General features: G+C 71.3%; 23 protein-coding genes and 3 pseudogenes. 11 read left to right on the forward strand and 15 right to left on the reverse strand.

The genetic code is table 11. The features are described from left to right. Positions 1 to 127: 127 nt before the first annotated feature. From ACZ45E_RS00020 to xylA, 7 genes are all read right to left on the reverse strand, one after another. Positions 128 to 550 carry a MerR family transcriptional regulator gene (locus tag ACZ45E_RS00020; protein ID WP_468214521.1) on the reverse strand — a complete coding sequence of 141 codons (423 nt, stop codon included), beginning with the start codon at positions 548 to 550 and terminating at the stop codon, positions 128 to 130. Positions 551 to 561: 11 nt separating this feature from the next. Next, positions 562 to 1569 carry an MDR family NADP-dependent oxidoreductase gene (locus ACZ45E_RS00025; RefSeq protein ID WP_468214524.1) on the reverse strand — a complete coding sequence of 336 codons (1008 nt, stop codon included), beginning with the start codon at positions 1567 to 1569 and terminating at the stop codon, positions 562 to 564. 145 nt (positions 1570 to 1714) lie between these two features. Further along, positions 1715 to 3103: a GH1 family beta-glucosidase gene (locus ACZ45E_RS00030; RefSeq protein ID WP_468214526.1), complete on the reverse strand. Its 1389-nt coding sequence runs from the start codon at positions 3101 to 3103 to the stop codon at positions 1715 to 1717. 8 nt (positions 3104 to 3111) lie between these two features. After that, a complete protein-coding gene (locus tag ACZ45E_RS00035; protein ID WP_468214529.1) occupies positions 3112 to 3951 on the reverse strand; it encodes a carbohydrate ABC transporter permease in 840 nt (279 codons plus the stop codon). Continuing rightward, on the reverse strand, positions 3948 to 4892 hold the full coding sequence (locus tag ACZ45E_RS00040; RefSeq protein ID WP_468214531.1) for a carbohydrate ABC transporter permease: 945 nt from the start codon (positions 4890 to 4892) through the stop codon (positions 3948 to 3950). Before ACZ45E_RS00040 ends, ACZ45E_RS00035 begins: the two co-directional genes overlap by 4 nt. A gap of 14 nt (positions 4893 to 4906) precedes the next feature. Next, a complete protein-coding gene (locus ACZ45E_RS00045; protein ID WP_468215951.1) occupies positions 4907 to 6109 on the reverse strand; it encodes an ABC transporter substrate-binding protein in 1203 nt (400 codons plus the stop codon). A gap of 191 nt (positions 6110 to 6300) precedes the next feature. Continuing rightward, positions 6301 to 7470 carry a xylose isomerase gene (xylA, locus tag ACZ45E_RS00050; RefSeq protein WP_468214534.1) on the reverse strand — a complete coding sequence of 390 codons (1170 nt, stop codon included), beginning with the start codon at positions 7468 to 7470 and terminating at the stop codon, positions 6301 to 6303. A gap of 324 nt (positions 7471 to 7794) precedes the next feature. Here xylA and yicI point away from each other — a divergent pair, with 324 nt between their 5' ends. The 3 genes from yicI (at position 7795) to ACZ45E_RS00065 (ending at position 12863) form a co-directional block, all read left to right on the forward strand. Then, entirely contained in the window at positions 7795 to 10026 is a 2232-nt protein-coding gene (gene yicI, locus ACZ45E_RS00055) for an alpha-xylosidase (RefSeq protein ID WP_468214536.1), read from the forward strand. Positions 10027 to 10309: 283 nt separating this feature from the next. Beyond that, on the forward strand, positions 10310 to 11713 hold the full coding sequence (locus ACZ45E_RS00060) for a phosphoribosyltransferase (protein ID WP_468214538.1): 1404 nt from the start codon (positions 10310 to 10312) through the stop codon (positions 11711 to 11713). Positions 11714 to 12626: 913 nt separating this feature from the next. Continuing rightward, positions 12627 to 12863, forward strand: a complete 237-nt coding sequence (locus ACZ45E_RS00065) for a hypothetical protein (protein ID WP_468214541.1) — start codon at positions 12627 to 12629, stop codon at positions 12861 to 12863. A 43-nt stretch (positions 12864 to 12906) separates the two neighbouring features. On the opposite strand, the gene ACZ45E_RS00070 is transcribed toward ACZ45E_RS00065, so the two are convergent. The 6 genes and pseudogenes from ACZ45E_RS00070 to ACZ45E_RS00095 form a co-directional block, all read right to left on the reverse strand. Next, positions 12907 to 13758, reverse strand: coding sequence for an aldo/keto reductase (locus tag ACZ45E_RS00070; RefSeq protein ID WP_468214543.1), 852 nt, complete (start codon positions 13756 to 13758; stop codon positions 12907 to 12909). A gap of 87 nt (positions 13759 to 13845) precedes the next feature. After that, on the reverse strand, positions 13846 to 14832 hold the full coding sequence (locus ACZ45E_RS00075; RefSeq protein ID WP_468214545.1) for a quinone oxidoreductase family protein: 987 nt from the start codon (positions 14830 to 14832) through the stop codon (positions 13846 to 13848). Positions 14833 to 15031: 199 nt separating this feature from the next. After that, positions 15032 to 16009 (reverse strand): aldo/keto reductase, encoded by a 978-nt coding sequence (locus ACZ45E_RS00080; protein ID WP_468214548.1) that lies wholly within the window; start codon positions 16007 to 16009, stop codon positions 15032 to 15034. Between the two features lie 140 nt (positions 16010 to 16149). Then, positions 16150 to 16989, reverse strand: coding sequence for an SDR family oxidoreductase (locus tag ACZ45E_RS00085; RefSeq protein ID WP_468214550.1), 840 nt, complete (start codon positions 16987 to 16989; stop codon positions 16150 to 16152). Positions 16990 to 17060: 71 nt separating this feature from the next. Then, positions 17061 to 17585, reverse strand: a pseudogene (locus tag ACZ45E_RS00090) (zinc-binding dehydrogenase); the annotation flags it as partial. Between the two features lie 15 nt (positions 17586 to 17600). Continuing rightward, positions 17601 to 17750, reverse strand: a pseudogene (locus ACZ45E_RS00095) (DUF2255 family protein); the annotation flags it as partial. 257 nt (positions 17751 to 18007) lie between these two features. Here ACZ45E_RS00095 and ACZ45E_RS00100 point away from each other — a divergent pair. The 7 genes and pseudogenes from ACZ45E_RS00100 (at position 18008) to ppk2 (ending at position 23429) form a co-directional block, all read left to right on the forward strand. Further along, positions 18008 to 18898, forward strand: coding sequence for a helix-turn-helix transcriptional regulator (locus ACZ45E_RS00100; RefSeq protein ID WP_468214552.1), 891 nt, complete (start codon positions 18008 to 18010; stop codon positions 18896 to 18898). A gap of 91 nt (positions 18899 to 18989) precedes the next feature. Beyond that, positions 18990 to 20006, forward strand: coding sequence for a DNA polymerase Y family protein (locus tag ACZ45E_RS00105; protein ID WP_468214555.1), 1017 nt, complete (start codon positions 18990 to 18992; stop codon positions 20004 to 20006). A 176-nt stretch (positions 20007 to 20182) separates the two neighbouring features. After that, positions 20183 to 20479 (forward strand): hypothetical protein, encoded by a 297-nt coding sequence (locus ACZ45E_RS00110; RefSeq protein WP_468214557.1) that lies wholly within the window; start codon positions 20183 to 20185, stop codon positions 20477 to 20479. A gap of 250 nt (positions 20480 to 20729) precedes the next feature. After that, the gene (locus ACZ45E_RS00115; protein WP_468214558.1) at positions 20730 to 21293 is read left to right on the forward strand and encodes a DUF2243 domain-containing protein; all 564 of its coding nucleotides are present in this window, start codon (positions 20730 to 20732) and stop codon (positions 21291 to 21293) included. Positions 21294 to 21340: 47 nt separating this feature from the next. Continuing rightward, on the forward strand, positions 21341 to 22186 hold the full coding sequence (locus ACZ45E_RS00120) for a cytochrome c oxidase assembly protein (RefSeq protein ID WP_468214561.1): 846 nt from the start codon (positions 21341 to 21343) through the stop codon (positions 22184 to 22186). Between the two features lie 34 nt (positions 22187 to 22220). Further along, positions 22221 to 22346 (forward strand): annotated as a pseudogene (locus ACZ45E_RS00125) (isochorismatase family protein); the annotation flags it as partial. A 123-nt stretch (positions 22347 to 22469) separates the two neighbouring features. After that, positions 22470 to 23429: a polyphosphate kinase 2 gene (gene ppk2 / locus ACZ45E_RS00130; protein WP_468214563.1), complete on the forward strand. Its 960-nt coding sequence runs from the start codon at positions 22470 to 22472 to the stop codon at positions 23427 to 23429. A 21-nt stretch (positions 23430 to 23450) separates the two neighbouring features. Here ppk2 and ACZ45E_RS00135 read toward each other — a convergent pair whose 3' ends face one another. Continuing rightward, positions 23451 to 23726, reverse strand: a complete 276-nt coding sequence (locus ACZ45E_RS00135; protein WP_468214564.1) for a DUF3253 domain-containing protein — start codon at positions 23724 to 23726, stop codon at positions 23451 to 23453. Positions 23727 to 23943: 217 nt separating this feature from the next. Between ACZ45E_RS00135 and ACZ45E_RS00140 the strand changes: the two genes are divergently transcribed. After that, positions 23944 to 25002: a vWA domain-containing protein gene (locus tag ACZ45E_RS00140; protein WP_468214565.1), complete on the forward strand. Its 1059-nt coding sequence runs from the start codon at positions 23944 to 23946 to the stop codon at positions 25000 to 25002. Between the two features lie 195 nt (positions 25003 to 25197). On the opposite strand, the gene ACZ45E_RS00145 is transcribed toward ACZ45E_RS00140, so the two are convergent. Continuing rightward, positions 25198 to 26169, reverse strand: a complete 972-nt coding sequence (locus ACZ45E_RS00145) for a TIGR03557 family F420-dependent LLM class oxidoreductase (RefSeq protein ID WP_468214568.1) — start codon at positions 26167 to 26169, stop codon at positions 25198 to 25200. Positions 26170 to 26344 lie beyond the last annotated feature (175 nt).

The following is a 26344-nucleotide window of genomic DNA, read 5'->3' on the forward strand; positions in this document are numbered from 1 at the left end:
GGCGGCGTGCGGCGTGCGGCGTGCGGCGTGCGGCGTGCGGCGTGCGGCGTGCGGCGTGCGGCGTGCGGCGTGCGGCGTGCGGCGTGCGGCGTGCGGCGTGCGGATGGTTGCACCGACCGGTCCCGAATCAGCCCTGCCGCTCGGGCGCACCGCCGTCCCGAGGAGGCGGCGAACCATCAGCCGCACGGGTTCCGCCCGCGGCTGTCGCGAGGCTCTGCCGGAGGCCGGTGAGGCGTGCGATCTCGGTGTCCAGGGTCGCCAGGCGATCGGCCACGACGTCACTGGGCCCGCCGGGGCGGCCGTCGCAGGCCGCCCCGGTCCTGGCCCGCACGAGGAGGTCCAGGTGGTCGGCGCGGCGGCGGATGTCCTCCAGGGTGAGGCCCAGCGCCAGGAGCTCCCGGACGACGCGGACGCGGGCCACGTCGGCGAGGTCGTAGACCCGTTGGCCCGACGTGCTGCGGGGCGGGGGCCGCAGCAGGCCGCGGGCCTCGTACAGGCGCAGGGCGCGCGGGGTCGTCCCGGCTGCCGCCGCCGCGTCACCGATGCGCATGTCCGCTCCGCTCAGTCCCGCAACTCCACGATGGCCGCCCCGAAGGAGCGACCGGCGATCAGTTCCGGCAACGCCGCGGGGGCGCGCTCCATTCCGCGGACCGGGGTGTACGGGAAGGAGATGGCGCCCGTTCGCAGCCACGCCCCGAACTGTGTCTCCCACTCCGCCTCGACGTCCGGGTGGTCCATGCCGCTGTAGCCGGCCAGGGTGATGCCACGGTTCAGCATGCGGTAGGTGTCGAGCACAGCCGGCGCGCTGCCGCCCGCGCGGTCCGGGGACAGCTGTCCGGCCAGCGCTCCCACCAGGGCGATCCGGGCGCCCCGGTTCGCTGTCCTGACGGCTGCCGCCAACTGCTCGCCGCCCACGGTGTCCAGGACGACGTCGATGCCGTCCGGTGCCGCCTTCGCGAGGTGTGCGTCGATCGGGGCCGGTTCGCGCAGCACGGTGGCGTCGTAGCCGAGCTCTCGCTCGAGTCGCCGGGCCTTGTCCGGTGAGCCGGTGCTGCCGATGACGCGGGCGGCGCCCAGCAGCCGGGCGATCTGCCCCGCCAGGGTGCCCACCGCTCCGGCGGCGCCGGTCACGAACACGGTGTCGCCCTCTTGGACCCGGGCCGTCCGGGTCAGCGCGCCGTACGCGGCGGCGCCTTGGGCGAGGTGGGCCACCGGGTCGGGCAGGGTGTCGTCCAGCGGCCGGCAGTCGGCGGCGGCCGGCGTCGCGTACTCCCGCCAGCCCTGGAGGTGCAGGACCTGTCGGCCCTTCTCCAGTGGCCCGTCGACCACCTCACCGATCGCGGGGCCGAACAGGGCGTCGCCGGGGTGCAGCGGCGGCAGCGGGACATCGCGGGTCTCCCCGCCGATGAGGGTGCGCAGGCCGGGGAAGACGAGGAAGTGGGTGTTGCGGACCAGTACCTGGCCGGCCTCGGGGCGGGGCACGGGGGCCTGGACCAGGGTGAAGTCGTCCGGGGTGGGCAGACCGGCGGGTCGGCGGACCAGGCGGACGAGGCGATGCGTCGTGTTCATGCGCGGACGCTAGGCCCTGCCCCATGGGTCAGGGGCAAGGCCCGGCGCGGGCGACGGCTCGGACCGGCCGGGCCGACGGTTCGGTCCTGCCGACGGCCCGGTTCGGCCCGGTTCGGTCCGGCCCGGGCCGTGGTCGGCCGGTGGGTCAGCCCCGGTGCGCCGCGATCATCTTCCGGTACCAGTGGTAGCTGTCCTTGGGCGTCCGCTGCTGGGTGTCGTAGTCGACGCGGATGATGCCGAACCGCTTGGCGTAGCCCAGCGCCCACTCGAAGTTGTCCAGGAGCGACCACACGTAGTAGCCACGTACGTCGACGCCCTTGTCCATGGCCGCGCGCAGCGCCGTGAGGTGACCGTGCAGGTAGGTGACGCGGTCGGTGTCGTGCACGGCGCCGTCCTCGGCGACCACGTCGTGTTCGGCGGAGCCGTTCTCGGTGATGTGGACGGGCGGCAGGGCGTCGCCGTACCTGGCCTTCAGGTCGGTCAGCAGGTCCGTGAAGGACTCGGGGACGACCGGCCAGCCCATGGCCGTGTGCCGCACGTCGGGGTACGCCACCTCCGTGTACCGGTTGTCGGTGGCGACGCGCGCCGCCGGGTCGGGCTCGCGGTGCGGGGCGTCGGCGACCACGATGGGCCGGTAGTAGTTGATGCCGAGGAAGTCCAGGGGCTGGGCGATCAGTTCGAGGTCGCCGTCGCGGCGGAAGTCCTGCCGCGTGATCAGTTCGCCCCAGGTGTCCTCGTCGGAGGCGGGGTAGCGGCCGGCCAGGATCGGTTCGGTCCAGACGAGGTTGTGCTGGGTGTCGGCGCGCAGCACTGCGGCGCGGTCGGCGGCCGAGTCGGTGGCGGGGATGTTGCGGTCGAGGTTGAGGGTGATGCCCGCCTCGCGCACCCCGGCGGCGCGCAGGGCCCGCATCGCCAGGCCGTGGCCGACGAGCAGGTGGTGCGCGGCGGCGAGGGCTCCGGTGCCTTCCTGCGCTCCGGGCGCGTGCCGGCCCACGGAGTAGCCGAGGAAGGCGCTGCACCACGGCTCGTTGAGGGTGATCCAGCGCGGCACCCGGTCGGCGAGGTGCTCGGCGACGATCGCCGTGTACTCGCCGAACCGCTCGGCGGTCTCGCGGACCCGCCAGCCGCCCTTGTCCTCCAGGGCCTGCGGCAGGTCCCAGTGGTAGAGGGTGGCGGCCGGTTCGATGCCGGCCTCCAGCAGTTCGTCGACCAGGCGGGAGTAGAAGTCGAGGCCCTTGCGGTTCGCGGGCCCCTCCCCCGTGGGCTGGATGCGCGGCCAGGCGATGGAGAAGCGGTAGGAGTCCACGCCCAGGTCGCGAAGGAGCGCCACGTCCTCGGGGTAGCGGTGGTAGTGGTCGCAGGCCACGTCACCGGTGTCGCCGCCGTCCGTGCGGCCCGGTGTGTGGCTGTAGGTGTCCCAGATGGAGAGGCCGCGGCCGTCCTCGCCGGCGGCGCCCTCGATCTGGTACGAGGCGGTGGCCGCGCCGAAGACGAAGCCTTCGGGGAACACGGGGAAGGGGTTCGAGTCGCTCATGAGTGGCCTTACTTGACGGATCCGCCGGTGATACCGGCGGCGATGTACTTCTGGGCGAGGACGAGCAGCACGGCCGCCGGGATCGCCGACAGGACGGACGCGGCCATGACGGAGCCCCAGTCGCCGACGTGGGCGCCGATGTACTGGTAGATGCCGAGGGTGACGGGCTTGACGTCGTCGGTCGTGTTGAGCGTGAGGGCGAACATGAAGTCGCTCCACGCGTACAGGAAGGAGAACAGGCCCGCCGTGATCAGGGAGTTGCGGCTCATCGGCAGCACGACCTGGACGAACGTGCGCAGCTTGCCCGCGCCGTCGACCTCGGCGGCCTCGATGACCTCCTTGGGGATGGCCAGCATGAACGAGCGCATGAGGACGATGGCGAACGGGATACCGAGCGAGGCGTCGGCGAGCATCAGGCCGAAGTAGGAGTTGACCAGGCCGAGATCGACGTACGCGCTGTACAGGGCGTTGGCGATGACGATGCCCGGCACCATCTGCGTGATGAGGGTGCCGAAGACGATGGCGCGGGCGGCGCGCAGCCGGAACTGGGCCAGTCCGTACGCGGCGGGCGCGGCGATCGCGAGGCAGATGACGACGGCGCCGAGCGCGACGGCGAACGAGGTCAGCAGGTGGCCGCCCTGTTCGCGGACGGCGGAGGTGAAGCCGGACAGGTCGAGCGAGTGCGGGACGGGCGAGACTTCCAGCAGCCCCGACTCGGGTTGCAGAGCCGTGTTGATCATCCAGTACAGCGGGAACAGCATCACGCACAGGATGACCAGGCCGGCGATGGTGGCGCCCCAGCGGCGCCCGGGCCTGGTGGTGGCGGAGACGGTCGCCATGCCGGTCACTTCCCCTCGGAGCGGTTGGCCCGCAGGTAGAACACCGCGAAGACGGCGGAGATCAGGATCAGGATGTTGCCGACGACGGCGCCCGCGCCGAAGTCGAGCTGGACGAACGAGTTCTGGTAGGTGAGGGTGCCGAGCGTCTGGGTGGAGTCGGCGGGGCCGCCGTCGGTGAGGGCCAGGATCAGGTCGAGGATCTTCACCGTCGACATGAAACCGAGGACGAGGACGACCGTGATCACGGGCTTGAGCAGCGGCAGCGTGACGGAGCGGAAGGAGCGCCAGGCCGAGGCGCCGTCCAGGGACGCGGCCTCGTACAGCTCCTTGGGGATCTCCTGGAGTCCGCCGTAGAGGATGACCATGTTGAACGGGATGCCGATCCAGATGTTCACCATGATCACGGAGAACAGGGCCATGCCGGGGCTGGTCAGCCACGGCGTGTGGCCGCCGAGGCCGAGGGTGTCGAAGAAGGAGTTGAGGACGCCCGTGTCCTGGTCGAGGATGCGGCGCCACACGATGCCGGAGACGACCATCGGCACCAGCCAGGGCAGCAGGATCAGCGAGCGCAGGACTCCATTGAGCGGGAACCTCTTCGTGAAGAAGACGGCGAGCGCGAGACCTATGCCGAACTGGCCCAGCAGGGACCCGACGGTGAAGACGATGGTGTGCCACAGCGCCTTGCCGAAGAGGTCGTCGTGGAAGACCTTGCTCCAGTTGTCGGTGCCGTTGAAGGGGGATTTGCCGTCGAAGAACGTGGACGGTGAGAAGTCCTGGAAGCTCATCACGACGTTGCGGACGAGCGGGTAGCCGAAGAACAGCAGCATGAAGAGGACGGCGGGGGCGATGAAGCCCCACTGGGAGAGCCGTCGGCGGCGGCGCGGGTCGCGCTGTTTCACGGTGGCGGCGGGCGCCGGGCGGGTGGTGGCGGAGGCCGTGGTGGTCGACATGGTGGTGAGTCCCCTCAGTTCCCGCTCGTGGCGCGGCTCTGCGCCTTCTTCAGCGCGGCCTCGCTGGACTGGCCGGTGAGGGCCGACTGGAAGGCGCTCTGCAGGGCCAGCGACACCGACGACCAGCGCGCCCCGACCTTCGCGGTGCGGGAGCGGGCGGTGGCCACCTGGTCGGCGAGGGCGTCGAGTTCGGGCACTTCCTTGCGCCAGATCGCGGCGGCCTTCTCGTTGGCCGGGACCATCCAGGAGTTGCGCGCGTAGGAGATCTGCTCCTTCTCGCTCGCCATGCAGTCGATGATCTTCGCGGCGGTCTTCTCGCGCGCGGTCTCACCGGTCTTCGGCACGGTCAGGACGGCGCCGCCGAGCGGACCGACCGACTTGTCGCCGGTCTCGGGGACCGGGATCTGCGCGATGCCCCAGTGCAGGTCCTTCTTGGTGTTGAGCGTCTCCACCTGCCAGGGACCGTTGATCATCATGGCGGCGTTGCCCGCCATGAACTGGTCGTTGACGTCGGCCTGGGTCCAGTTGACGGTCGACTTGGACAGCGAGCCGTCCTTGAGGAGGCTCTTCCAGTAGTCGAGGGCGTGGGCCACGTCGGGCGTGGCGAGGTTCGTCTCGTCGCCGCCGTTGGACCACATGAACGGGGTGAACTGGAAGACGCCGTCCTCGGCGCCGCCCGCGCTCAGGGCGATGCCGTACTGCTTGCCCCGCGTGAGCTTCTTCGCGGTCTCCTGCATCTCGGCCCAGGTGGTGGGGACTTCAAGGCCGGCCTTGTCGAGGATGTCCTTGTTGTAGAAGAGGGCGAGGGTGTTCACCGTGCGCGCGGCGCCGTAGTACGTCCCCTTGTACGAGCCGAAGTCGACGATGCCCTCGGGGATGTCCTTGGTGGACAGGCCCAGCGTGCGCAGGTCGACGAGGCCGCCCGCCTCGGCGAAGGTCGGCATCTCCGAGGCGTCGAACTGGATGACGTCCGGGAGCGACTTCGACGAGGCCATGCGCAGCGACTTGGTCATGACCTGCGCCGCGGGCACGCTCTGCTGCTCGATGGTGATGCCCAGTCGCTTGCTGCACCGGGTGAGCGTGGCCGCGTCCCAGCCGTGGTAGGAGTCGTCGGTCGAGGAGTTGAGGACGGTGTAGACGTCGTCGTCGCGCTGCCCGCCGCAGCCGGCGAGTGCCGCGGTCGCGACGAGTGCGGAGACAACGGTGAGCGGGACCATGGCCCGCCGGCCGGGGCGGCGGCGCCTGGTGCGCGTCGCGTCCGGTGGAAGAACTGGTGTCACGGTGGTTGCCCTTGCCTGGTGAGGGGTGGCCGGCCCGGCGGAACTCCGGTGTTCCGCGGGAGGGTTCGCGTGCCCCGGTACGGCTCCGGCCCGTGCCGTGGGGACTGCCGCGCGAAAGGTGCCGGGCGTCAGCCGACGCCGAGCAGGTGCTCCATGGCGAGCTGGTCCAGCCGCTCGAAGGCCATCCCGCGCTCGGCGGCGGCGTCGGCGTCGAACTCCTCGAACGCGGCCTTGTCGGCGAGGAGTTCGGCGAGGCCCCCGGCCGCGGTGGGCCGTGCGAGCTGGTCGAGCCGGGAGGCCCGCAGCGCCTCCTGAACCTCCGGGTCGGCGCGGAATGCGGCCGAACGCTCCTTGAGGATCAGGTAGTTGCGCATGCAGTTCTTCGCGGACTCCCACACGCCGTCGAAGCCGTCGGTGCGCACCGGCTTGAAGTCGAAGTGGCGCGGCCCCTCGTACCCGGCGCTCTCCAGCAGGTCGACGAGCCAGAACGCCTGGCGCAGGTCACCGGCGCCGAAGCGCAGGTCCTGGTCGTACTTGACGCCGGACTGGCCGTTGAGGTCGATGTGGAAGAGCTTGCCGGACCACAGGGCCTGCGCGACGCCGTGCGGGACGTTGAGCCCGGCCATCTGCTCGTGGCCGACCTCCGGGTTGACGCCGTACATCTCCGGGCGCTCCAGGCGCTCGATGAACGCGAGGGCGTGGCCGATGGTGGGCAGGAGGATGTCGCCGCGCGGCTCGTTCGGCTTGGGCTCGATGGCGAACCTGAGGTCGTAGCCCTGTTCCGTGACGTAGTCGCCGAGGAGGTCGAACGCCTCCTTCATGCGGTCCAGGGCGGCGCGGACGTCCTTGGCGCCGCCGGACTCGGCGCCTTCGCGGCCGCCCCACGCGACGTACGTCTTCGCGCCCAGTTCGGCGGCGAGGTCGATGTTGCGGATCGTCTTGCGCAGCGCGAAGCGGCGGACGTCACGGTCGTTGGCGGTGAAGCCGCCGTCCTTGAAGACCGGGTGGGTGAACAGGTTCGTCGTGGCCATCGGAACGACCAAGCCGGTCTCGTCGAGGGCGGCGCGGAACCGCTTGACGATCGCCTCGCGCTCGGTGTCGGACGCGCCGAAGGGGATCAGGTCGTCGTCGTGGAACGTCACTCCGTACGCGCCGAGCCCGGCCAGGCGCCGCACGGACTCGACCGGGTCGAGCGCAGGCCGGGTGGCGTCCCCGAACGGGTCGTTGCCCCGCCAGCCGACGGTCCACAGACCGAAGGTGAACTTTCCGTCAGGGGTGGGAGTGAAGCGATCGGACATGGTGCGGCCCTTTGCTGCTGCGCGACGACCCGGCGTCCACCGAGTGTTTGTTTTCTTCCTTGACTAATACGCCATGGCGCGTCGAAGCGCTAGACCTTTCGGCCCAGATCTCCCCCTCCGTACCCGCTGTGACCAGGTGGCAACAGCGTCGAAGCGCTTCGACAAATCACCCCCATGGGCCGCTTGCTCTTTTGTTTTCCGTGCGATCAAATGACGTCGGCAGCCCGCCCTCTTCCACCGGCGCCGCCGCACTCGCCGTCGACGTCCTCGGCCGGGCGACGTCCGCCCTGCTCATCTGAACCGCCTCTGCTCCCAGGGAAGATCATGAAGTTCACCGACGGCTTCTGGCTGATGCGCGACGGGGTCCACGCCTCGTACGCCACCGAGGTCCGCGACGTCCGTACGGGCGTCGGCCGCTTCACCGCGTACGCCGCCGTCAAGCGCGTCGAGCGTCGCGGCGACACCCTCAACTCCCCCCTGCTGACCACCGACTGCTTCTCCCCCGCCGAGGGAGTGATCGGCGTCCGGACGACCCACCTCGCGGGCGCCCGGCAGACCGGTCCGCACTTCGCGCTCACCGGCGCCACGGACGCCTCCGCCGCCCAGGTGCGGCGGGACGGCGACCTCGTCGAGCTGACGAGCGGCCCCCTGACCGTGCGCCTGGACGCGGCCGAGCCGTGGACGCTGTCCTTCCTCGACGCGGACGGGCGCGAGGTGACCCAGGCGGGCCGCAAGGGCACGGCCTTCTTCACCACCGGCGACGGCGCCCACCACATGGCCGGTCAGCTGCGGCTCGGCGTCGGAGAACAGGTCTACGGCCTCGGCGAGCGCTTCACCCCGTTCGTCAAGAACGGCCAGGTCGTCGACATGTGGCAGGCCGACGGCGGCACCAGCAGCGACCAGGCGTACAAGAACGTCCCGTTCAGCCTGCACATCTCCCCCGCCGGCGCGTACGGCGTGTTCGTCAACCACCCCGGCCGGGTCAGCTACGAGATCGGCTCCGAGGCCGTCGGCCAGATGCAGTTCAGCGTCGAGGACCAGGCGCTGGAGTACTACGTCGTCGCGGGCCCGACCCCCAAGGACGTACTGCGCCGCTACACCGCGCTCACCGGCCGCCCCGCGCTCCCGCCGGCCTGGTCGTTCGGCCTGTGGCTGACGACCTCGTTCACCACGCAGTACGACGAGGAGACCGTCACCTCGTTCGTCGACGGCATGGCCGAGCGGGACATCCCGCTGAGCGTCTTCCACTTCGACTGCTTCTGGATGCGCGAGTACCAGTGGTCGGACTTCACCTGGGACCCGGACGTCTTCCCCGACCCGGCCGGCATGCTGGCCCGGCTCAAGGAGCGCGGCCTGCGGATCTCCCTCTGGATCAATCCGTACATCGCCCAGAAGTCCGCCCTGTTCGACGAGGCCGCCGCCCGGGGTTACCTGGTGAGGAAGGCCGACGGCGACATCTGGCAGTGGGACCTGTGGCAGGCGGGCATGGGGCTCGTCGACTTCACGAACCCCGACGCCTGCGCCTGGTTCCAGGCCAAGCTGAAGGTCCTCCTCGACCAGGGTGTGGACTGTTTCAAGACCGACTTCGGCGAACGCATCCCCACCGATGTCGTCTGGCACGACGGCTCCGACCCGGAGCGCATGCACAACTACTACACGCACCTGTACAACCAGGTCGTCTTCGAGCTCCTGGAGAAGGAGCGCGCCATCGGCGAAGCCGTCCTGTTCGCCCGGTCGGCGACGGCGGGCGGCCAGCAGTTCCCCGTGCACTGGGGCGGCGACTGCTGGTCCTCGTTCGGCGCCATGGCCGAGTCGCTGCGCGGCGGACTCTCCCTCTCCCTGTCCGGCTTCGGCTTCTGGTCGCACGACATCGGCGGCTTCGAGGGCACACCCGACCCGGCCGTCTTCAAACGCTGGCTCGCCTTCGGCCTGCTCTCCTCGCACAGCCGGCTGCACGGTTCGAGCTCGTACCGGGTGCCGTGGGAGTTCGGTGACGAGGCGGTCGACGTGGCCCGCAGGTTCACCAAGCTCAAGCACCGCCTGATGCCGTACCTGTACGGGGCCGCGGCCGAGGCGCACGCCACCGGTGTGCCCCTGATGCGGCCGATGCTCCTGGAGTTCCCGGGCGATCCGACCGCCCGCGCCCTCGACCGGCAGTACATGCTCGGCCCCGACCTGCTGGTGGCGCCCGTCTTCACCGCCGAGGGCGACGTCGAGGTGTACCTGCCGGAAGGCACCTGGACCCACCTGCTGACCGGCGAACGGGTCCAGGGTCCTGCCTGGCGCCACGAGACACACGGGTACGACAGCCTGCCGCTGTACGTGCGCCCCGGCGCGGTGCTCCCCTTCGGCGCGGACGAGCAGCGACCCGACGGTGACTGGACCGACGGTCTGACCCTGCTGGTCGCCCCGGACGCGCACGACGTGACCGTCGGCGTCCCCGACCACCACGGCCGGCAGGCCGCCGCGTACCGGGTGACGCGGGACCCGGACAGAGGCGCCGTGACGGTGTCGGCCTCCGACGGGGCTCCGGAGCCGACGATCACGGAGCTGTGACTCCGGGTCTCCGTCTCCGAAGGGTGGGACCGGCTCCGGGCGGCGGCGACAGGGGTGGGTCGGCTTCGAGCGGCGGCGACAGGTGTGGGCTGCGTCGCCGTCGAAGGACTGCCACCGTCGGTCGTTTTCAGGGTCGGTCGGCCCCTGGCCAGGGGCCGACCGTCTCCTGTCCACCGGCACCCTGACGCGCTGGAATGAGAGGAGAGAACCACAACTCCCTTCCGTGCGGCGCTGGTTGGGGGCAAGCCGACTCCGCGGCGGGGCCGGGGGAAGGCGGTGTCCCGTGCGTTTCGACGACCGCAGGGCGGCCGGACGGCGTCTCGCCCGGCATCTGACGTCTCTGCGCGACCGGCACGCGGTCGTGCTGGGCCTGTCACGCGGTGGAGTGCCCGTGGCGTACGAGGTGGCGCGGGAGCTGGACGCGCCCCTGGACGTGCTCGTCGTGCGCACGCTGGGCGTTCCGTGGCGGCCGGAGTTGGGGTTCGGCGCGATCAGCGAGAACGGGGCGCGCGTTCTCGACGAGGACGTGGTCCGGCGCACGGGGTTGCCCTCCGCGACGCTTTCGGCCGTCGAACAGACCGAGCGGGCCGCGCTCGAACGCCAGGTGGACCGTTACCGCGCGGCCCGGTCCCCCGTCCCGTTGGCCGGGCGCTCGGTCGTGATCGTGGACGACGGGCCGGCCGGCGCGGCCGGTGCCGAGGCCGCCTGCGCCGCCGCCCGCCGCCGGGGCGCGGCCGGGGTCGTCCTGGCCATGCCTGTCGCCCCGGTCTCCGTGCTCGAACGGCTGCGCCCCGGGGTCGACGACCTTTTCTGTCTGCAGGCCGCACACGGGCTCGGCCCGGCCGGCTCCTGGTACGACGACTTCACCCGTACCTCCGACGACGAGGTCCTTGCCCTGCTCGGACGGTCCGCGCGTCCGGCCCCCGCGCCGCGGCCGTCCGACGCGTTCGTTCCCGCGCGGGCGGGCCGGGAGGTCTCCGTCCCGGCCGGCGGGGCACGTCTTGCGGCACACCTCGCGGTGCCCGTCGCCGCGACGGCCGTGGTGGCGTTCGCGCTGGCCGGCAGCGGCGGCAGGAACAGCCCCCGCAACCGCTACCTCGCGGCCACCCTGAACCGGGCCGGCATCGGCACGCTCCTGCTCGACCTGCTCACCGAGGACGAGGAGGCGCGACCCGGCGCCACCCTCGACATCGGCCTGCTCTCCCGGCGCCTGCACACGGCCTCCCTCTGGCTGCGCCGCGAGACCGCCCTGCCCCTCGCCTACTTCGGCGCCGAGACCGGGGCCGCGGCCGCCTTGGAGGCAGCGTCGGTATCCGGTGCCGATGTCCTCGCCGTCGTCGCCCGAAGTGGCCGCCCCGAGCTGGCGAGCCCTTCGAAGCTCGCCGGTGTGCGCGCCCCCGTCCTCTTCATCGTCGGCGGTCAGGACCACGAGGCGCTCGACACCGGCCGCCTCGCGACCGACGTACTGCGCGGCGAGTGCGGGCTCGCCATGGTCCCCGGCGCGTCACACCTGTTCACGGAGCCGGGAGCGCTGTCCGCGGCCGCCGAGCTGGCCAGGGACTGGTTCGCCGCGCAGCTCGCCCGGCCGGTCCTGGCGGCGCTGCCGCGGCGGCCGGCGTCGCACCGGCCGCAGAGCAGGGAACGAGCCGGCCAGCCGTCCTTCCGCCCGGCTCCGTCGCGGGGCTGAGGTCGTCGCTTCGCGACGGTGTCATCTCCCGTCACAGGTACGACGCCCGTGCACCTACGCGTACGGGGGCGGCGGGCGGCACACGTGTGTCAACCGTCCTTCGCGCGGAGGGCCGTGTCGCCCTCGCCGCCCGGTGTGCGCATCAGCACCGCCCACCCGACGCGCCCCGTTGAGCGGGCTCCGGTCATCCCCGCCCACGGCGGTCCAGCCGTCATGTCCGGCGGGATCCGGACCGGCGGCACATCCGCTCGCGCGCGGGCCTCGATGCCTGGCCGGAACCGGTCCTAGCGTCTCCGGTCAAGACCTTCGTCGAGGCGGTCCGCACCGGTGGATCGAGGCGGTCCCCACCGGCAGGCATAGGCGGCCCCCGCCGGTAATCGGAACCGAACTTCGGCGGGGGCCACCGAGGAGAACAGAAGCACGGCTCCCCTTCGCGCGCTTCGTCCTCCACTCCATCCGGCGGCATCCGGGGCACGCGGGAGTATGCCCCGATCAGCCGGCGCTGCGGATGGAGGACCGGAACCGCTTGTGTCGGCGATGCGGTTCCAGTCGACTGTGCATCGGCGGCCCAGGGGCTGGGGGGCACCGCGAGGGCGTCACCCCTCGTCCGGGTTGCCACGCTATGGCAATTGCCAGAACGGGCTCAAGTCCCTTTCTGGCCGCAACTTCCCAGCCTGAGCACACGCCAATGGCACATGCCCCGGGCGGTGCCCTCCTGGCGCAGGCGTGCACCGCGGTCGGAGCGGGGCCGCAGCTTCGTTCGCCTACGCAAGTGGCGAGATGCCGAGGGCGGAGCGGCGGCCCCGGGCGAAGAAGCCCCGCGGGTGTCCCCGCACCGTGGTCGTCGCCGTACGGCGGCGTCGAGCGTGGGCGGCGCCGCCTGTCCGGTTGCCCGCCGGGTAGCCGGTCCCGTATGAGCCGATGGAGAGGGTACGCGGGGCCGGCTGTCGTGTACGGCGGATGCATGGGCCTGGGCCGGGCCCTGTTCGAGGGGTGGAACCGGGACGCGGCGCTGTACGCCGTGATCGTCACCGGCGTCTGGCTACTGCTCGTCCCGTACCTGGACCGGCGCGGGCGGTTGACGTGGTCGCGCGCGGAGCAGGACCGGCGCCGCGCGTCCTACGAGGCGCGCGGCAAGGGGAGTACGTGATCCTCCCGGAGGTCCGCGACCCACGCTTGCGGCGGCGCGTGGTTCAGGCGTCGAGGCGGCGCTTGGCGAGCCAGCTGACCATCTCCGGGTCGCGGTGGTCGAAGAACAGTGACGCGCCGGTGTCCAGGGTGGCGATCTGCGCCATGTGCTCGGCGGTGAGCTCGAAGTCGAAGACGTCGAGGTTCTCCGCCATCCGCTCGGCGCGCACCGACTTGGGGATGGCGACGACGCCGCGCTGGGTCAGCCAGCGCAGGACGACCTGGGCCACCGACTTGCCGTACTCCTTGCCGACCTCGGTCAGGAGCGGGTTGGTGAACAGGTTGTTCCTGCCCTCGGCGAAGCCGCCCCAGGACTGGATCTGCACGCCGTGCTCGCGCATGAGGTCCTGGTAGTCGGCGCGCTGGAAGAAGGGGTGGGTCTCGATCTGGTTGACCGCAGGGGCGACCTCGTTGTTGATGATCAGGTCGAGGAGCCGGTCGGGGTAGAAGTTGGCGACGCCGATCGCCTTGGCGAGCCCTTCGCGGTTGGCCGCTTCCATGGCGCGCCACTGGCCGTAGACGTCACCGAAGGGCTGGTGCATCAGGTACAGGTCGAGGTGGTCGAGGCCGAGTTTGGCCAGCGAGGTCTCGAAGGCGCGCCGGGTGTTCTCCTCGGCCGGGGCGTCCTGGACCCACAGCTTGGTGGTGACGAACAGTTCCTCGCGGGCGATACCACTGGACTTGATCGCCCGGCCCACGGCTTCTTCGTTGCCGTAGGCGGCGGCCGTGTCCAGCAGCCGGTAACCGGCCGCGAGGGCGTCGGAGACGGCGCGCTCGGTGTCATCGGCGGGGATCTGGTAGACGCCGAAGCCGAGAATCGGCATCTCGACACCGTTGTTGAGGGTGACGTGCTGCATGAGAACGGTGTCCTTTGCTGGGTGCGGGTGAGGCGTTGCAGGTGAGGGGTGAGGGGTGAGGGGTGAGGGGTGAGGGGTGAGCGGGCGCTAGGGAACCGTGAGGACGATCTTTCCGTGGGCCTGGTGGGAGCGGAGCCGCTCAGCGGCCTGGGCCGCGGTGTCGAAGGACAGGGTGGTGTCGATCAGGGGCCGTGCCCGTCCGTCGGCCACGGCGGGCAGCAGCGCGTCCGCGGCGGCGGAGATGACGGCGCCCAGTTCGGCGGCGCGGGAGAAGCCGAAGGAGACACCGGCGACGCGCAGGTGCCGATAGGAGAGGGCGTCCAGGTCGATGGTGGCCTCGGCGGTGTCGAGGCGGCCGATGTTGACGAGCGCGCCGTCGGTGCGGGTGGCGGGCAGGCAGTCCGCGAAGGTCCGGCCGCCGACGTGGTCGAGGGCCACGTGCACGCCCTGGCCGTCGGTGGCGTCCAGCACGGCCCCGGTCAGGGCTTGTTCGGTGGTGACCACGACCGTGTCCGCCCCGGCCTGTTCGAGCAGGTCCCGCTTGGCGGCGCCGCGGGTGGTCGCGATGATCCGGCTCGCGCCGAGCACGCGGGCGATCTGGACGCCGATCAGGCCGATGCTGGAGGTGGCGCCGGTGATCAGCACCGACTCCCCGGCGCGGAACCCGGCCACGGTGAGGGCGCCGTGCTCGGTGAGCAGGCCCGTGGGCAGGGCGCACGCCTGCTCCGGTCCGAGCGCGTCGGGGACGGGCAGGACGTGCCGGTGATCGGCCAGGACGTACTGGGCGAAGCTGCCCGGGGTCGTGCCCATCACCCGCTCCCCCACGGCCGGCGCGGTGACACCGTCGCCGACGGCGTGGACCTCCCCGGCGAACTCGAAACCCGCCTGGTACTCCTTGCCGGTGCCGCCGGAGGTGGGGTCGGCGTCGGCGAGCATGGCGGCGTCGGCGTTGTTCAGGGCGACTGCCCGGGCCCGGACCACGATCTGCCCCGGGCCGGGCTCGGGGGCGGGGATGTCGCGGGGTGTCCAGTCGGGGCCGGTACCGCCGAACAGGGCGGTCATGGTTGCGGGCATGAGCGGTCTCCTTCGCCTTCGGGGTGGTCGGTCGGTGGGATCGGGTACGGGCCCCGGCGTATCGCGCGCCTATGACGTGCCCGAGCCAGGCCGTCCGGGACGAGCGGTGCCGGTCGGCCGCGCGGGGCCTGGCGGTGCGCGGGGCCTGGCGGTGTGCGGGGCCTGGCGGTGTGCGGGGCCTGGCGGTGTGCGGGGCGGGTCAGCGTTCGAGCATGCTGAGGCCGGCTTCGGTGTGGGTGTCTCCGGCGGCCGGGGGGAGGCTGGAGAGCTTCTCCAGGACGTCGGCGGACAGCTGGAGGCTGTCGGCGGCGGTGTTCTCCTCGACGCGGGTGACGCGCTTGGTGCCGGGGATGGGGGCGATGTCGTCGCCCTGGGCGAGCAGCCAGGCGATCGCGACCTGCGCGGGCGTGGCGCCCACCTCGGCGGCGATGGCCTGGACCTCGTCGGCGAGCGCCAGGTTCCGCCGGAAGTTCTCTCCGGTGAAGCGCGGGTTGCCGCGGCGGAAGTCGCCTTCCTCGAAGTCGTTCTCGCTGCGGACCGTGCCGGTGAGGAAGCCGTGCCCGAGCGGGGAGAACGGGACCAGGCCGATTCCGAGTTCACGCAGCACCGGCAGGACGCGGTCCTCGATGCCGCGCGTCCACAGGGAGTACTCGGACTGCACGGCGGTGACGGGCTGGACGGCGTGAGCGCGGTGGATGGTGTCCGGGCCGGCCTCGGACAGGCCGAAGTGGCGGACCTTGCCCTCCCTGATCAGTTCGGCGACGGCGCCCGCGGTCTCCTCGATGGGCGTGTTCGGGTCGACGCGGTGCTGGTAGTACAGGTCGATGTGATCGGTGCCGAGCCGCTTGAGGGAGCCCTCGACGGAGGTACGGATGTTGGCGGGGCTGGAGTTGAGGTTCCAGGGGCCGGCCCCGCCATGGTCGATCATGCCGAACTTGGTGGCGAGCACGACCTGGTCGCGGCGGCCCTTGAGCGCCTGGCCGACGAGGTCCTCGTTGACGTACGGGCCGTAGATCTCGGCGGTGTCGACGAGGGTGACGCCGAGTTCTATGGCGCGGTGGATGGTGCGGACGGATTCCGCGTCGTCGCTGCCGGCGCCGGTCAGGCCGTGGGACATGCCCATGGCGCCCAGGCCGATGCGGGAGACGTCGAGGTCGTTCAGCTTGATGTGCTTCATGGTGGGGGTGGTTCTCCTGTCGGGTGGTCGGGTTGCACGTGGGATGGTCGGGTTGCACGTGGGGTGGCCGGGTTGCCCGTGGGGTGCTCGGGTTGCACGTGGGGGGGTCGGCTCCGCCGAGCGTTTTCGGGCAGGGGCCGTCATTCACCTGCGGGGAAGTCGGTGGAGGCCGCCAGCTCGCGCTGTGTCTCGAAGTCGTCGACGCGCTTGCGCAGCACGCCGAGCGTGGACTCCAGCGCCTGGGAGCCGAGCACCATCCGCAGCGGGGCCGGGTCGGTGTCCGCGGACTCGATGATGCGGGCGGCCATGCGCCGCGGGTCGCCGGGGGCGAGGCCGTTCGCCGGGTCGAGCATGGCGTGGAAGGCGTGGGCGGGGTTGCCGTCGTAGGCGTCGATCGGGTCGGCGACCCGGGCGCTGCCGTAGCGGAACTCGGTGCGGGCCCCGCCGGGCTCGACGAGGGTCACCCCGATCCCGAACGGGGCGACTTCCTGGGCGACGGACTCGGCGAAGCCCTCGATGCCCCACTTGGTGGCGTGGTACATGGAGTTGCCGGGGAAGGCGACCTGCCCGCCGTAGGTCGACATCTGGACGATGCGTCCGCCGCCCTGGGCGCGCAGGTGCGGCAGCGCCGCGCGGATCAGGGTGATCGATCCGGTGAGGTTGGTGGCGATGATGTGGTCGACCTGGGCGTCGGTGATCTCCTCGGCTGCGCCGAACAGGCCGTAGCCGGCGTTGGAGACGATCACGTCGACGCGGCCCGCCGCGAACGCCTCGTCCACCGTCCTGCGGAGAGCGGCGGCGTCGGTGACGTCGAGGATCCGCGGGCGGAAGCTGTCGGGGTACGTCGCAGCCAGGTCGGCGACCTTGCCCAGGTCACGGACGGTGCCGATCACGCTGTCGCCGCGTTCCAGCAGCTGCGTGGTCAGGGCGTGGCCGAAGCCGCTGCTGACGCCGGTGATGAGCCAGGTCCGGGTCGTCATGGTGTGTCCTTCGTCGTCGAGGTGGCATGGAGGCGGACGCGCGGTGGGGTCCGGGGGTCAGAAGTGGGCGCTCAGGGGCGGACGAGGACCTTGAGGGCCTCGCGGTCGTTCATCGCGCGGTAGCCGTCGGCGACCTCCTCCAGCGCCACGGTGCGGTCGAGGACGCGGCCGGGGCGGATCGAGCCGTCGAGGATGTGCGGCATGAGTTCCTCGATGTGGGCGCGGGCGGGCGCGACGCCGCCGGTGAGGGTGATGTTGCGCAGGAAGTCGCCGAAGCCGAAGGGGACGTCGGGGTACTGCGGGGCGCCGACGCGGCTGATGGTGCCACCGTCGCGGACCACCCCGAAGCTCTGCACGAGGGCGTCCTTCAGCCCGACGCACTCCAGGACCTTGCGGGTGCCCTCGCCGCCGGTCAGCTCCCTGACGCGGGCCACGCCTTCCTCGCCGCGCTCGGCCACCACGTCGGTGGCGCCGAACTCCCGGCCCAGGTCGGTCCGTACGCTGTGGCGGCCCATGAGAACGATCCGCTCGGCGCCCAGCAACTTGGCGGAGATCACGCCCGCCAGGCCCACGGCACCGTCGCCGACCACGGTGACCGGGCCCTGCGGGCCCCTGACCGAGCGGACGTACAGGTCGTCCCCGGCGCGGACGACCCACGTCGTCACCGGATCGCGCAGCGTGCCGTCCGCACGCTCGGACGAAAGAGCGAGTTCTTCCGCGGCGCCGATCCTCTCCAGTGCGGCGGTGTCCCACTGCGTCATCGACGGCTCCTCTCTCTCCGCGCGGCCGCGGGTCGGGACTGCGACCGCTGTGCCAGGACCACCGTCGCCCGGTTCCCCGGGGCTCGCCACGGGACGCGCACGTCCCCGCGAGGGAGGCCCTCGCCCGCCGGGGGCAACGGGCGACACACTTCAGGTTGCCGCGCCGCGCACGGGACAGGCAGGCCGAGATGTGCCAGGGAGTGACAGGGCCCCCCTCGGCGGGCGTGTCACCGTGGTGGCGGAGCGACACTGGGCCCATGGCAGCAGAGCAGCACAGCGGCGGCGACGAACTGGGACGTTTCCTGCGTGCCCGCCGCACCCGGACCAGCCCCGAGAGCGCCGGACTCACCCCCGGGCCTGGCGTCCGCCGCACCCCCGGCCTGCGCCGCGAGGAGCTGGCCACCCTGGCCGGGGTCAGCATCGACTACTACACGCGCCTGGAGCGGGGCAAGGAGACCCGGCCCAGCCCCGCCGTCGTCGATGCCCTGGCCCGCGCCCTCCGCCTCGACGACGCCGAGCGCCAGCATCTGCGCAACCTGGCCATCCGCGCCGCGCGCTACGCGCCCGAACCCGCCCCGCCCCCCAGCCGCACCGTGCGGACCCATCTGAAGCTGCTCCTGGAGACCGTGCGGCCCAGCCCGGCGTACATCGTCAGCCGCAGCATGGACGTCCTCGCCACCAACCCCGGCGGGCTCGCCCTCTACGCCGGCATCGACGCCTGGCCCGCCAAGCAGCGGAACCTCGCCCGCTACCTCTTCCTCCACCCGGCGGCCCACGACCTCTTCCCCGACTGGGACAACCAGATCCGCGGCTGCGTCGCCCGCCTGCGCGCCCTGGCCGGGACCGATCCCGACGCGCCGGACCTCGCGGTCCTGGTCGGCGAACTGCTCCTCAAGAGCCCCGCCTTCGCCGGTCTGTGGGAGCGCTACGAGGTCACCGGCAGGAAGCCGGCCGCCAAGACGTTCCAGCACCCCCAGGTCGGCAAGGTCACGCTCTCCTTCCAAGGCATGGCCCTCGAAGGCAGCCCTGGCCACCGCATGGGCGTCTACACCGCCGAGCCCGGCACCCCGGACCACGACGCGATGCTCCTCCTCGACATGACCGCGCAGCCGTCGCCCGGTTCCGCGCGGCACGGCGCGCAGACCTGACGACCTGACCTCGCCCGTTCGCGGGGCGCCGACCGCGCAGACTCGCATGTTCGAATTTACGTTCGATATTGTAGGGGTGGGAGGTGCTGAGATGACCAGGACCGATGAAGTGGCCTCTACCGACGGAGTGGCCTCGGTGATGCACGTACGCGTGCCGACGGGTCTGGCGGAGCCTGCCTACCGGGAGGTGCTGGAGCTGCTCGCGGAGATCTCTCCCGTGGTGCAGGCCCTCCCGCCGGGCGCCGCCGTGGTGGAGCTGCGCGGCGCGCTGCGTTACTTCGGCGTTCCGGCCGTGCGGCTGTGCGAGCGGGCCCGGGTCCGCTCACTGGCCCGGCTCGGCGTCGACCTGCGGATCGGCCTCGCCCCGACCTGGGCGCTGGCGGCGACCGCCTCCGCGCGGGCGCCGGAGCACGGCGGCATCGTGGCCGTCGAGGCCGACCAGGTCGCCGACTTCCTCGCCCCGCTGCCTGTGGACTCGCTCCACGGCATCGGGCCGGTGCAGGCGGCCGCGCTGACCGACTACGGCGTCCACACCGTCGGCATGCTCGCCACCCTGCCGCCTGCCACGATCCAGCGGGTACTCGGCGGGCGCGCCGGGCGCATGGCCTCCGACCGGGCCCGGGGCGTCGATCCACGTCCGGTGACACCGACGTCCCTGCCCATGTCGGCGGCCGTGCGGCACCGTTTCGAGCGGCAGGAGATGGACGGCGCGACCGTACGGGCCCGCCTCCTGGACCTCGTCGTGCGGCTTGCCGCCACCCTGCGCGGCCGAGAGCAGGTCGCCCGCGGTCTCACCCTGCAACTCGACTTCGCCTCGGGGGCCCGCTGGACCAAGACCCTGCGCCTGCCCGAGTCCTCCGCACACGACGAAGACCTGCGCGCCGCCGCCTACCGGCTCATGGACCGCGCCGGCCTCCAGCGCGGCCGCCTCGTCGGACTGCTCGTCCGGGCCGAGGACCTGGTCGCCGTCGGCGCCACGGCGGAGCAGATCAGTTTTGATCGCAGCCGCGAGATGCGCCTGCGCGCCGAACAGGCCATCGACCGCGCCAACGAGCGCTTCGGCCACGGCAGCGTCAAACCCGCCGCCCTCCTGAACAAGGCCGCGTGACACCGCGGAACACGAGAACCGGAACGCTGCGCGACACCGCTGGAGACACTGACCGGCAGGCCGGGAGGAACGGGGAACACCAGGAGCGGAACGTCGGTTCGGCTGACTGGAACAGGGCGTCCCGAACCGTCCGATTCACGTCGGTGATCGCGGGATTAGGGGGTACACGGCCCCGCATGACAGCTAACACCGAGCCCTCCGCGCGCGTGTCGGCGGAACAGGGACTGCGCCGTATCCGCGTCTTCTACACGGGAGGAACCGTCCTGTGGGCCGCGTCCGCCGCGTGGACGGGGTGGCTGCATCCAGGCAGCAGGCAGATGTGGGTGTCGCTTCTTCTCCTGGCCGTGTTCGGCGCTCTCCTGGCCGCGACGTCCCTGTGGCTGAGCAGGTCCGAGCCCGCGCCGGCCCGTGCGGTGCCGGCTCGGAACCGCCAGGTGCGGCCCCGGGCGACCGCGACCGCGGCCCGGTCGTGACCGGGCCCGTGGCGGCCATGACCATGCGTCGGCGGTGACGTTCGGCCGAAAGGGCGCCCGTTCCCGAAGGGGCGGGACAGGCCGGGTCGCGGCGGGAAGACGTAGTGCTTCGGGCTCAGGCATCCGGTTCGATATCGGGCTCACGCATCCGGCCCGGTACGGAGCTCAGGCATCAGGCCCGGTATCGGCTCACGCATCCAGCTCCAAATCGGGCTCACGTATCCGACGGACAGAGCAGACGGGACACGCGATGGCCACCACGGGTCACTCACGAGCGGGCGCGACGCCCGCGACCATTCGACTGCCGGGAATCGTGCTGGGGGTGGGGCTCGGCGGGTTCGTGGACGGCATCCTGCTGCACCAGCTGCTGCAGTGGCATCACATGCTGACCAGTACCGACCATGACCGTATCGGCGTGAAGTACTACCCCGCGAACACCGTCTCCGGGCTGGAGATGAACACCGTGTGGGACGGCATCTTCCACGCCGTGTGCTGGGTCGCGGTCATCCTGGGCCTGGGCATCCTGTACTCCCGGGTCACCCACCACCGCAGGCAGGTGTGGACCTCCCCGGTGCTGTGGGGATGGATCCTCGTCGGCTGGGGGCTGTTCAACATCGTCGAGGGCCTCCTGGACCACCAGATCCTCGGCATCCACCACGTCCACGGCGGCCCGCACCAGGTCTGGTGGGACATGGCCTTCCTCCTCCTGGGCCTCCTCCTGATCATCGGCGGGCACCTGCTCCAGCGCACCGGCCGGCCCGTCTCCCCCGACGCCTCCGGCATCGCTTCCGAGCGGGCCGCCGGGCCCGCCTGATGGGCACCGGCCCGCACGACCACATGCGGAACCCCATGCATGACCACATGCATGACCACATGCACGGCGGAGGCCCGGGCGGCGCGATGTGGGAGACGCTGCTGCCCGCGGCCGCCGTCGTCCTGCTCGCCGCCGCCTACCTGCTGCTGGCAGGCCGGGCCCGCCGCCGCAACCCCGTCCAGGGCTGGGGGCGCCGCAGGACCGTGAGTTTCCTGGCCGGCTGCGCCTTGCTGGCCGTGGCGCTGCTGCCGCCGCTGGCCCCCTTCGCGCACGGGGACTTCCGCGGGCACATGGCCCAGCACCTGCTCATCGGCATGTACGCGCCCCTGGCCCTGGTCCTCGGCGCACCCGTCAGCCTGCTGCTGCGTGCCCTGCCCACCGCCCGCGCCCGCGCGCTGACCGGAGTTCTGCACAGCCGCCCGGCGAAGGTGTTCGCCCATCCGGTCATCGCCCTGGTCCTGAGCACGGGCACGCTGGCGGTCCTCTACTTCACCCCGCTCTACAACGCGACCCTGGAGCGGCCCGTACTGCACTGGCTGATGCACGCCCACTTCCTGCTCTCCGGCTGCCTGTTCGCCTGGGTCATCGCCGGTCCCGACCCCGCCCCGGCCAGGCCCGGCGTGCCCGCCCGCCTCGTCGTCCTCGGGGTCGCGGTCGCCGCCCACGCCACGCTCTCGCAGCTCATCTACGGCGGCTTCCTCATCGACGTGCACGCACCCGCGGCGCAGGTCAGGGGCGGCGCCGAGATCATGTACTACGGCGGTGACATCGCCGAACTGCTCCTCGCGGCGGCCCTCGTGACCACGTGGCGGCCCGTACGCGAGCGGCGCCGGCGTCCGCTGTCCGTACATCAGCCGACCGTCGTACGGGCAGGGCCGGTCCAGGAACACTGACCTCATTCCTGGAGACGACATGAGCAGCGCACTCGAGGTCGCGCCCCTCCCCGGCGACGTGGTGGTCACCAAGAGGCGGGCGGGCGCGTTCTCGGGGAGTGATCTGGCCGTGGTGCTGCGCTCTCGCGGTATCGACAGCCTGGTACTCAAGGCCCTGGCGGCTCGGTAGCGGCAGGGCGGACACTCCCGGTACCGGCGGCGAATTCCGGACGGACTGCGGGGTCAGCCGTTTCCAGAGAGGGTAGTGGTGCGGTCAGCACACTGTCTGCCCCGTCAGGAGGCCATGTTGAGCGGCAAGAACGAGGAAGATCTCCTCGACGGACTGCGGGTCGACGACTCCCAGCCCGAGCGGCCGATACTCCTGGACGAGAACGGGCGCCCGCTGCGCACCTGGCGGGAGAACTACCCGTACACCCAGAAACTGGGCCGCAAGGAGTACGAGCGCGGCAAGCGTCTCCTGCAGATCGAACTGCTGAAGCTGCAGAAGTCGGTCCGCGACCAGGGGCGGCGCGTCGTGGTGCTCTGCGAGGGCCGCGACGCGGCCGGCAAGGGCGGCACCATCAAACGCTTCACGGAGCGGCTCAATCCGCGTGGGGCCCGGGTCGTCGCGCTGGACAAGCCGACCGAGCGGGAAGCGAGTCAGTGGTACTTCCAGCGTTACGTGGCGCACCTTCCGGGCGCCGGGGAGATCGTCTTCTTCGACCGTTCCTGGTACAACCGCGCCGGCGTCGAACCCGTCATGGGCTTCTGCACACCGCAACAGCACCAGCAGTTCCTCCAGCAGGCACCGTTGTTCGAGAAGATGCTCACCGACGACGGCATCGTCCTCATCAAGTTCTGGTTCTCCGTCTCCCGCGCCGAACAGCGCACGCGCTTCGCGATCCGGCAGGTCGACCCCGTACGGCAGTGGAAACTCTCTCCCACGGACGTCGCCTCGCTGGACCTGTGGGACGCCTACACCAAGGCCAAGGTGGAGATGTTCCGGTCCACGGACACCGACCACGCTCCGTGGACCGTGGTGAAGACGAACGACAAGCGCCGCGGCCGTCTGGAAGCCATGCGCCATCTGCTGCTGCGGTTCGAGTACGAGTCCCGGGACGAGGCCGCGGTCGGGAAGGCCGACCCCCTCGTCATCGGGCCCGCCGACACGCTCCTCGAATCGGGTGAGGACCCGACGGACCTCTCTCCCAGCAGGCTCGCCGACTATCACGAGGGCCGCGGTCAGCATCCGCGGCCCACCTGACGGAACCGTCAGGGGCGTCCGTCAGCGGGGGCGGCGAATGCGGATCGGGCCGTGGATCTCGGTCGACGTGACGGGGCGACCGCCTTGGGTGATCTCGACCTCGCCGGCCGCGGCCAGCCGCCGGGCGGCGCGGCGGGTCGGTTCCATCAACGCGCGCCAGCCGTCGTCGTCGCCCTTGTACACCGCCCGCGCGGCGTCGGAAGGGCAGATCGACGAGGTGGGCTCGCGGCGTTCGAGCAACTCCAGGATCGCCTGCTCCAGGCGTCGTTCGTGCCGCGCTTCGCTGTCGTCCGTCACGGTCCCAGTGTCACACCGGCGCCCGAACTCGGCACGCTCCGGCGGACCGGCCACGCTCCAGCCGGTCGTGCGGCCGTGCCCCGTTCCTTCAACGAACACCCCGGGTCGAGGACCGGGCCCCTCGACGGCGTCGGGCGTCGGACGTCGGGCGTCGTTGTCAGTGCCTCCCCATAGAGTGAAAACATCACTCGGAGAGTATCGGAGGGGGAGCAGAATCATGTCCGCGAAGAGGATCCAGCACAAGGTGAATCACGTCGCGCTGGTGGTGGACTGTTCGGGTTCCATGCGGCCGCACGAGAATCAACTGGTGCGTGTGGTGGACGAGTTCGTCGCAGGGTTGAAATCCGAGTCGGACAGCCTCGGCCATGAGACCCGCATCAGTCTCTACTCCTTCGACCACAGGGTGGAGAACCTGGTCTGGGACATGGATGTGAAACACCTTCCGTCCATGCGGGGGCTGTACCAGGTCAACAATGGGGCCACGGCGCTCATCGAGGCTTCACTGAAGTCCTTGGACGACCTGGAACACATATGGGAGGAGTACGGCGAGCACAGCTTCCTCCAGATCGTGGTGACGGACGGCGAGGAGAACGCGTCGGGGGGAGACCGGCGACACAACGGCGACATGACCATCCTCGGCCCCTGGCTCGACAGGATCACGGCGAAGATGGGCGGGCTTCCGGGCCACTGGACCTCCGCGATCCTCGTGCCGAACTCCCTGGCCAAGCGGACCGCCCAGAACTACGGGTTCCCGGCCGGGAACATCGCCATCTGGGACGCGGATTCCCAGCAGGGCGTCGAGGAGGCGATCGGCACGGTGCGCGCGGCCGCCACCAGCTTCCTGCGGGGCCGGGAGCAGGGGGTGCGCGGCACGAGGAACCTGTTCGCGGTCGGCCAGGACATATCGGTCGACGAGGTGCGGGCGAACCTCGAACCCGTTCCGGCCGACAAATACCGGCTCCTGAAGGTCGACAAGGAGATCGAGATACGCCCCTTCGTCAATTCCCATCCAGGGGTGAGTTACGAACGCGGCGCGTGCTATTACCAGTTGGGCGCCCGGGTCCAGGTCCAGCCGGACAAAGAAGTCATCGTCGTCGAGAAGGACACCGACCGCGCTTATACGGGGGACGCGGCACGCGCCCTTCTGTTCGGTACGGGTATTCACGGAACTGTCTCCGTGAAGGCGGGGAACAACCCCGAGCTGGAGGTCTACGTACAGAGTCGTTCGGTGAACAGGAAGCTCAAGCCGAAAACGCGTCTGCTCATCATGCTCTGACTTCTTTTCATGCCCTGCCTCATGCCCTGACTCCTGCCCCGACCCACCGGCCCTGCGTGCCGGTGTCCGACGTACGCAGGACACCGGCGAGGTCGACCCCGGACTGGACGCCGACCGGAGGGCGGCCGGACGGCGACCGTGCTCGTCGCCGCGGTACAGGGCGGCGTCACATCCCGGCGCTACTGCCCACCCGGACTACGCGGAGGGGCTGAGCGAGCGCAGGCGCTGGTCCAGTTCCCGCTGGTAGAAGTCGATGAAGCCGTCGGGGTCAGGGCCGGCGTTCTGCATCACCAGCCGGTCGTAACCGGCGTCGACGAACGGCTGAGCGACCTCGGCGTAGCGCGCGGGGTCGGGGCCGCACGCGAACTGCTCCAGGATGTCCTCCTTGCGGACCGTGGTCGTGGCGGCCTCGAAGTTGACCGGGTTGGGCAGCTCGCTCATGACCTTCCACCCGGTGACCGCCCACCGCGACGTCTTCAGTGCCGCCTGCGCGGCGGTGTCCTCATCGGCGGCCCACGCCATGGGGACCTCCGCGTAGCGCGGGCCGTCGCCGCCCGCGGCGCGGTAGGCGTCGGTGATGTCGCCCCTCGGCTCGGTCACGAAGAGGCCGTCCCCGAGCTCCGCGGCGATGCGTGCCGACAGGGGGCCGCCGGAGGCCACTGCGATGAGCGGTGACTCCTGCGGCAGGTCGAAGACCCGGGCGTCGTCCAGGCTCAGGTACTGGCCACGGTACGACTGGTAACCGCCCCTCCAGAGCAGCCGGATGATCTCCAGCGCCTCGCGCAGCCGGGCGTGGCGCTCCGGCACGGAGTTCGGGAACCCCTGACCGACGACGTGCTCGTTGAGCCGCTCGCCCGACCCCACACCGAGAGTGAAGCGACCGTCGGAGATCAAGGCCAGCGTCGCGGCCGCCTGGGCGATGATCGCCGGGTGGTAGCGGACGGTCGGGCACGTCACGCCGGTGGCCAGTCCGATGCGCTCGGTCTTCGCCGCGATCGCCCCGAACACCGTCCACGTGAAGGAGGAGTGCCCCTGCACGTCCAGCCACGGGTGGTAGTGGTCGCTCATCTCCACGAAATCGAAGCCCGCCTGCTCGGCGAGGACGGCCTGACGTACCAACTCGTCAGGACCGAACGCCTCCGAAGCCAGCTTGTAGCCGATCTGCACCAGTTCCTCTTTCCCGCCGAAGCCCTTGGCCCCTGCCGAGACCGCCTGCCCATCCGGGGGAAGAGGCCCGCCGCCGTACCGTTCTGCGGGGCGGGTGCTGCGGACCCTGCCCCGGATCGCCGACGGCGTAGTCGGCCAGAGGTCCCGCACATGCTGGCAGCCGGGTCCCGGGCAC

Source organism: Streptomyces sp. NPDC030991 (assembly GCF_055571235.1).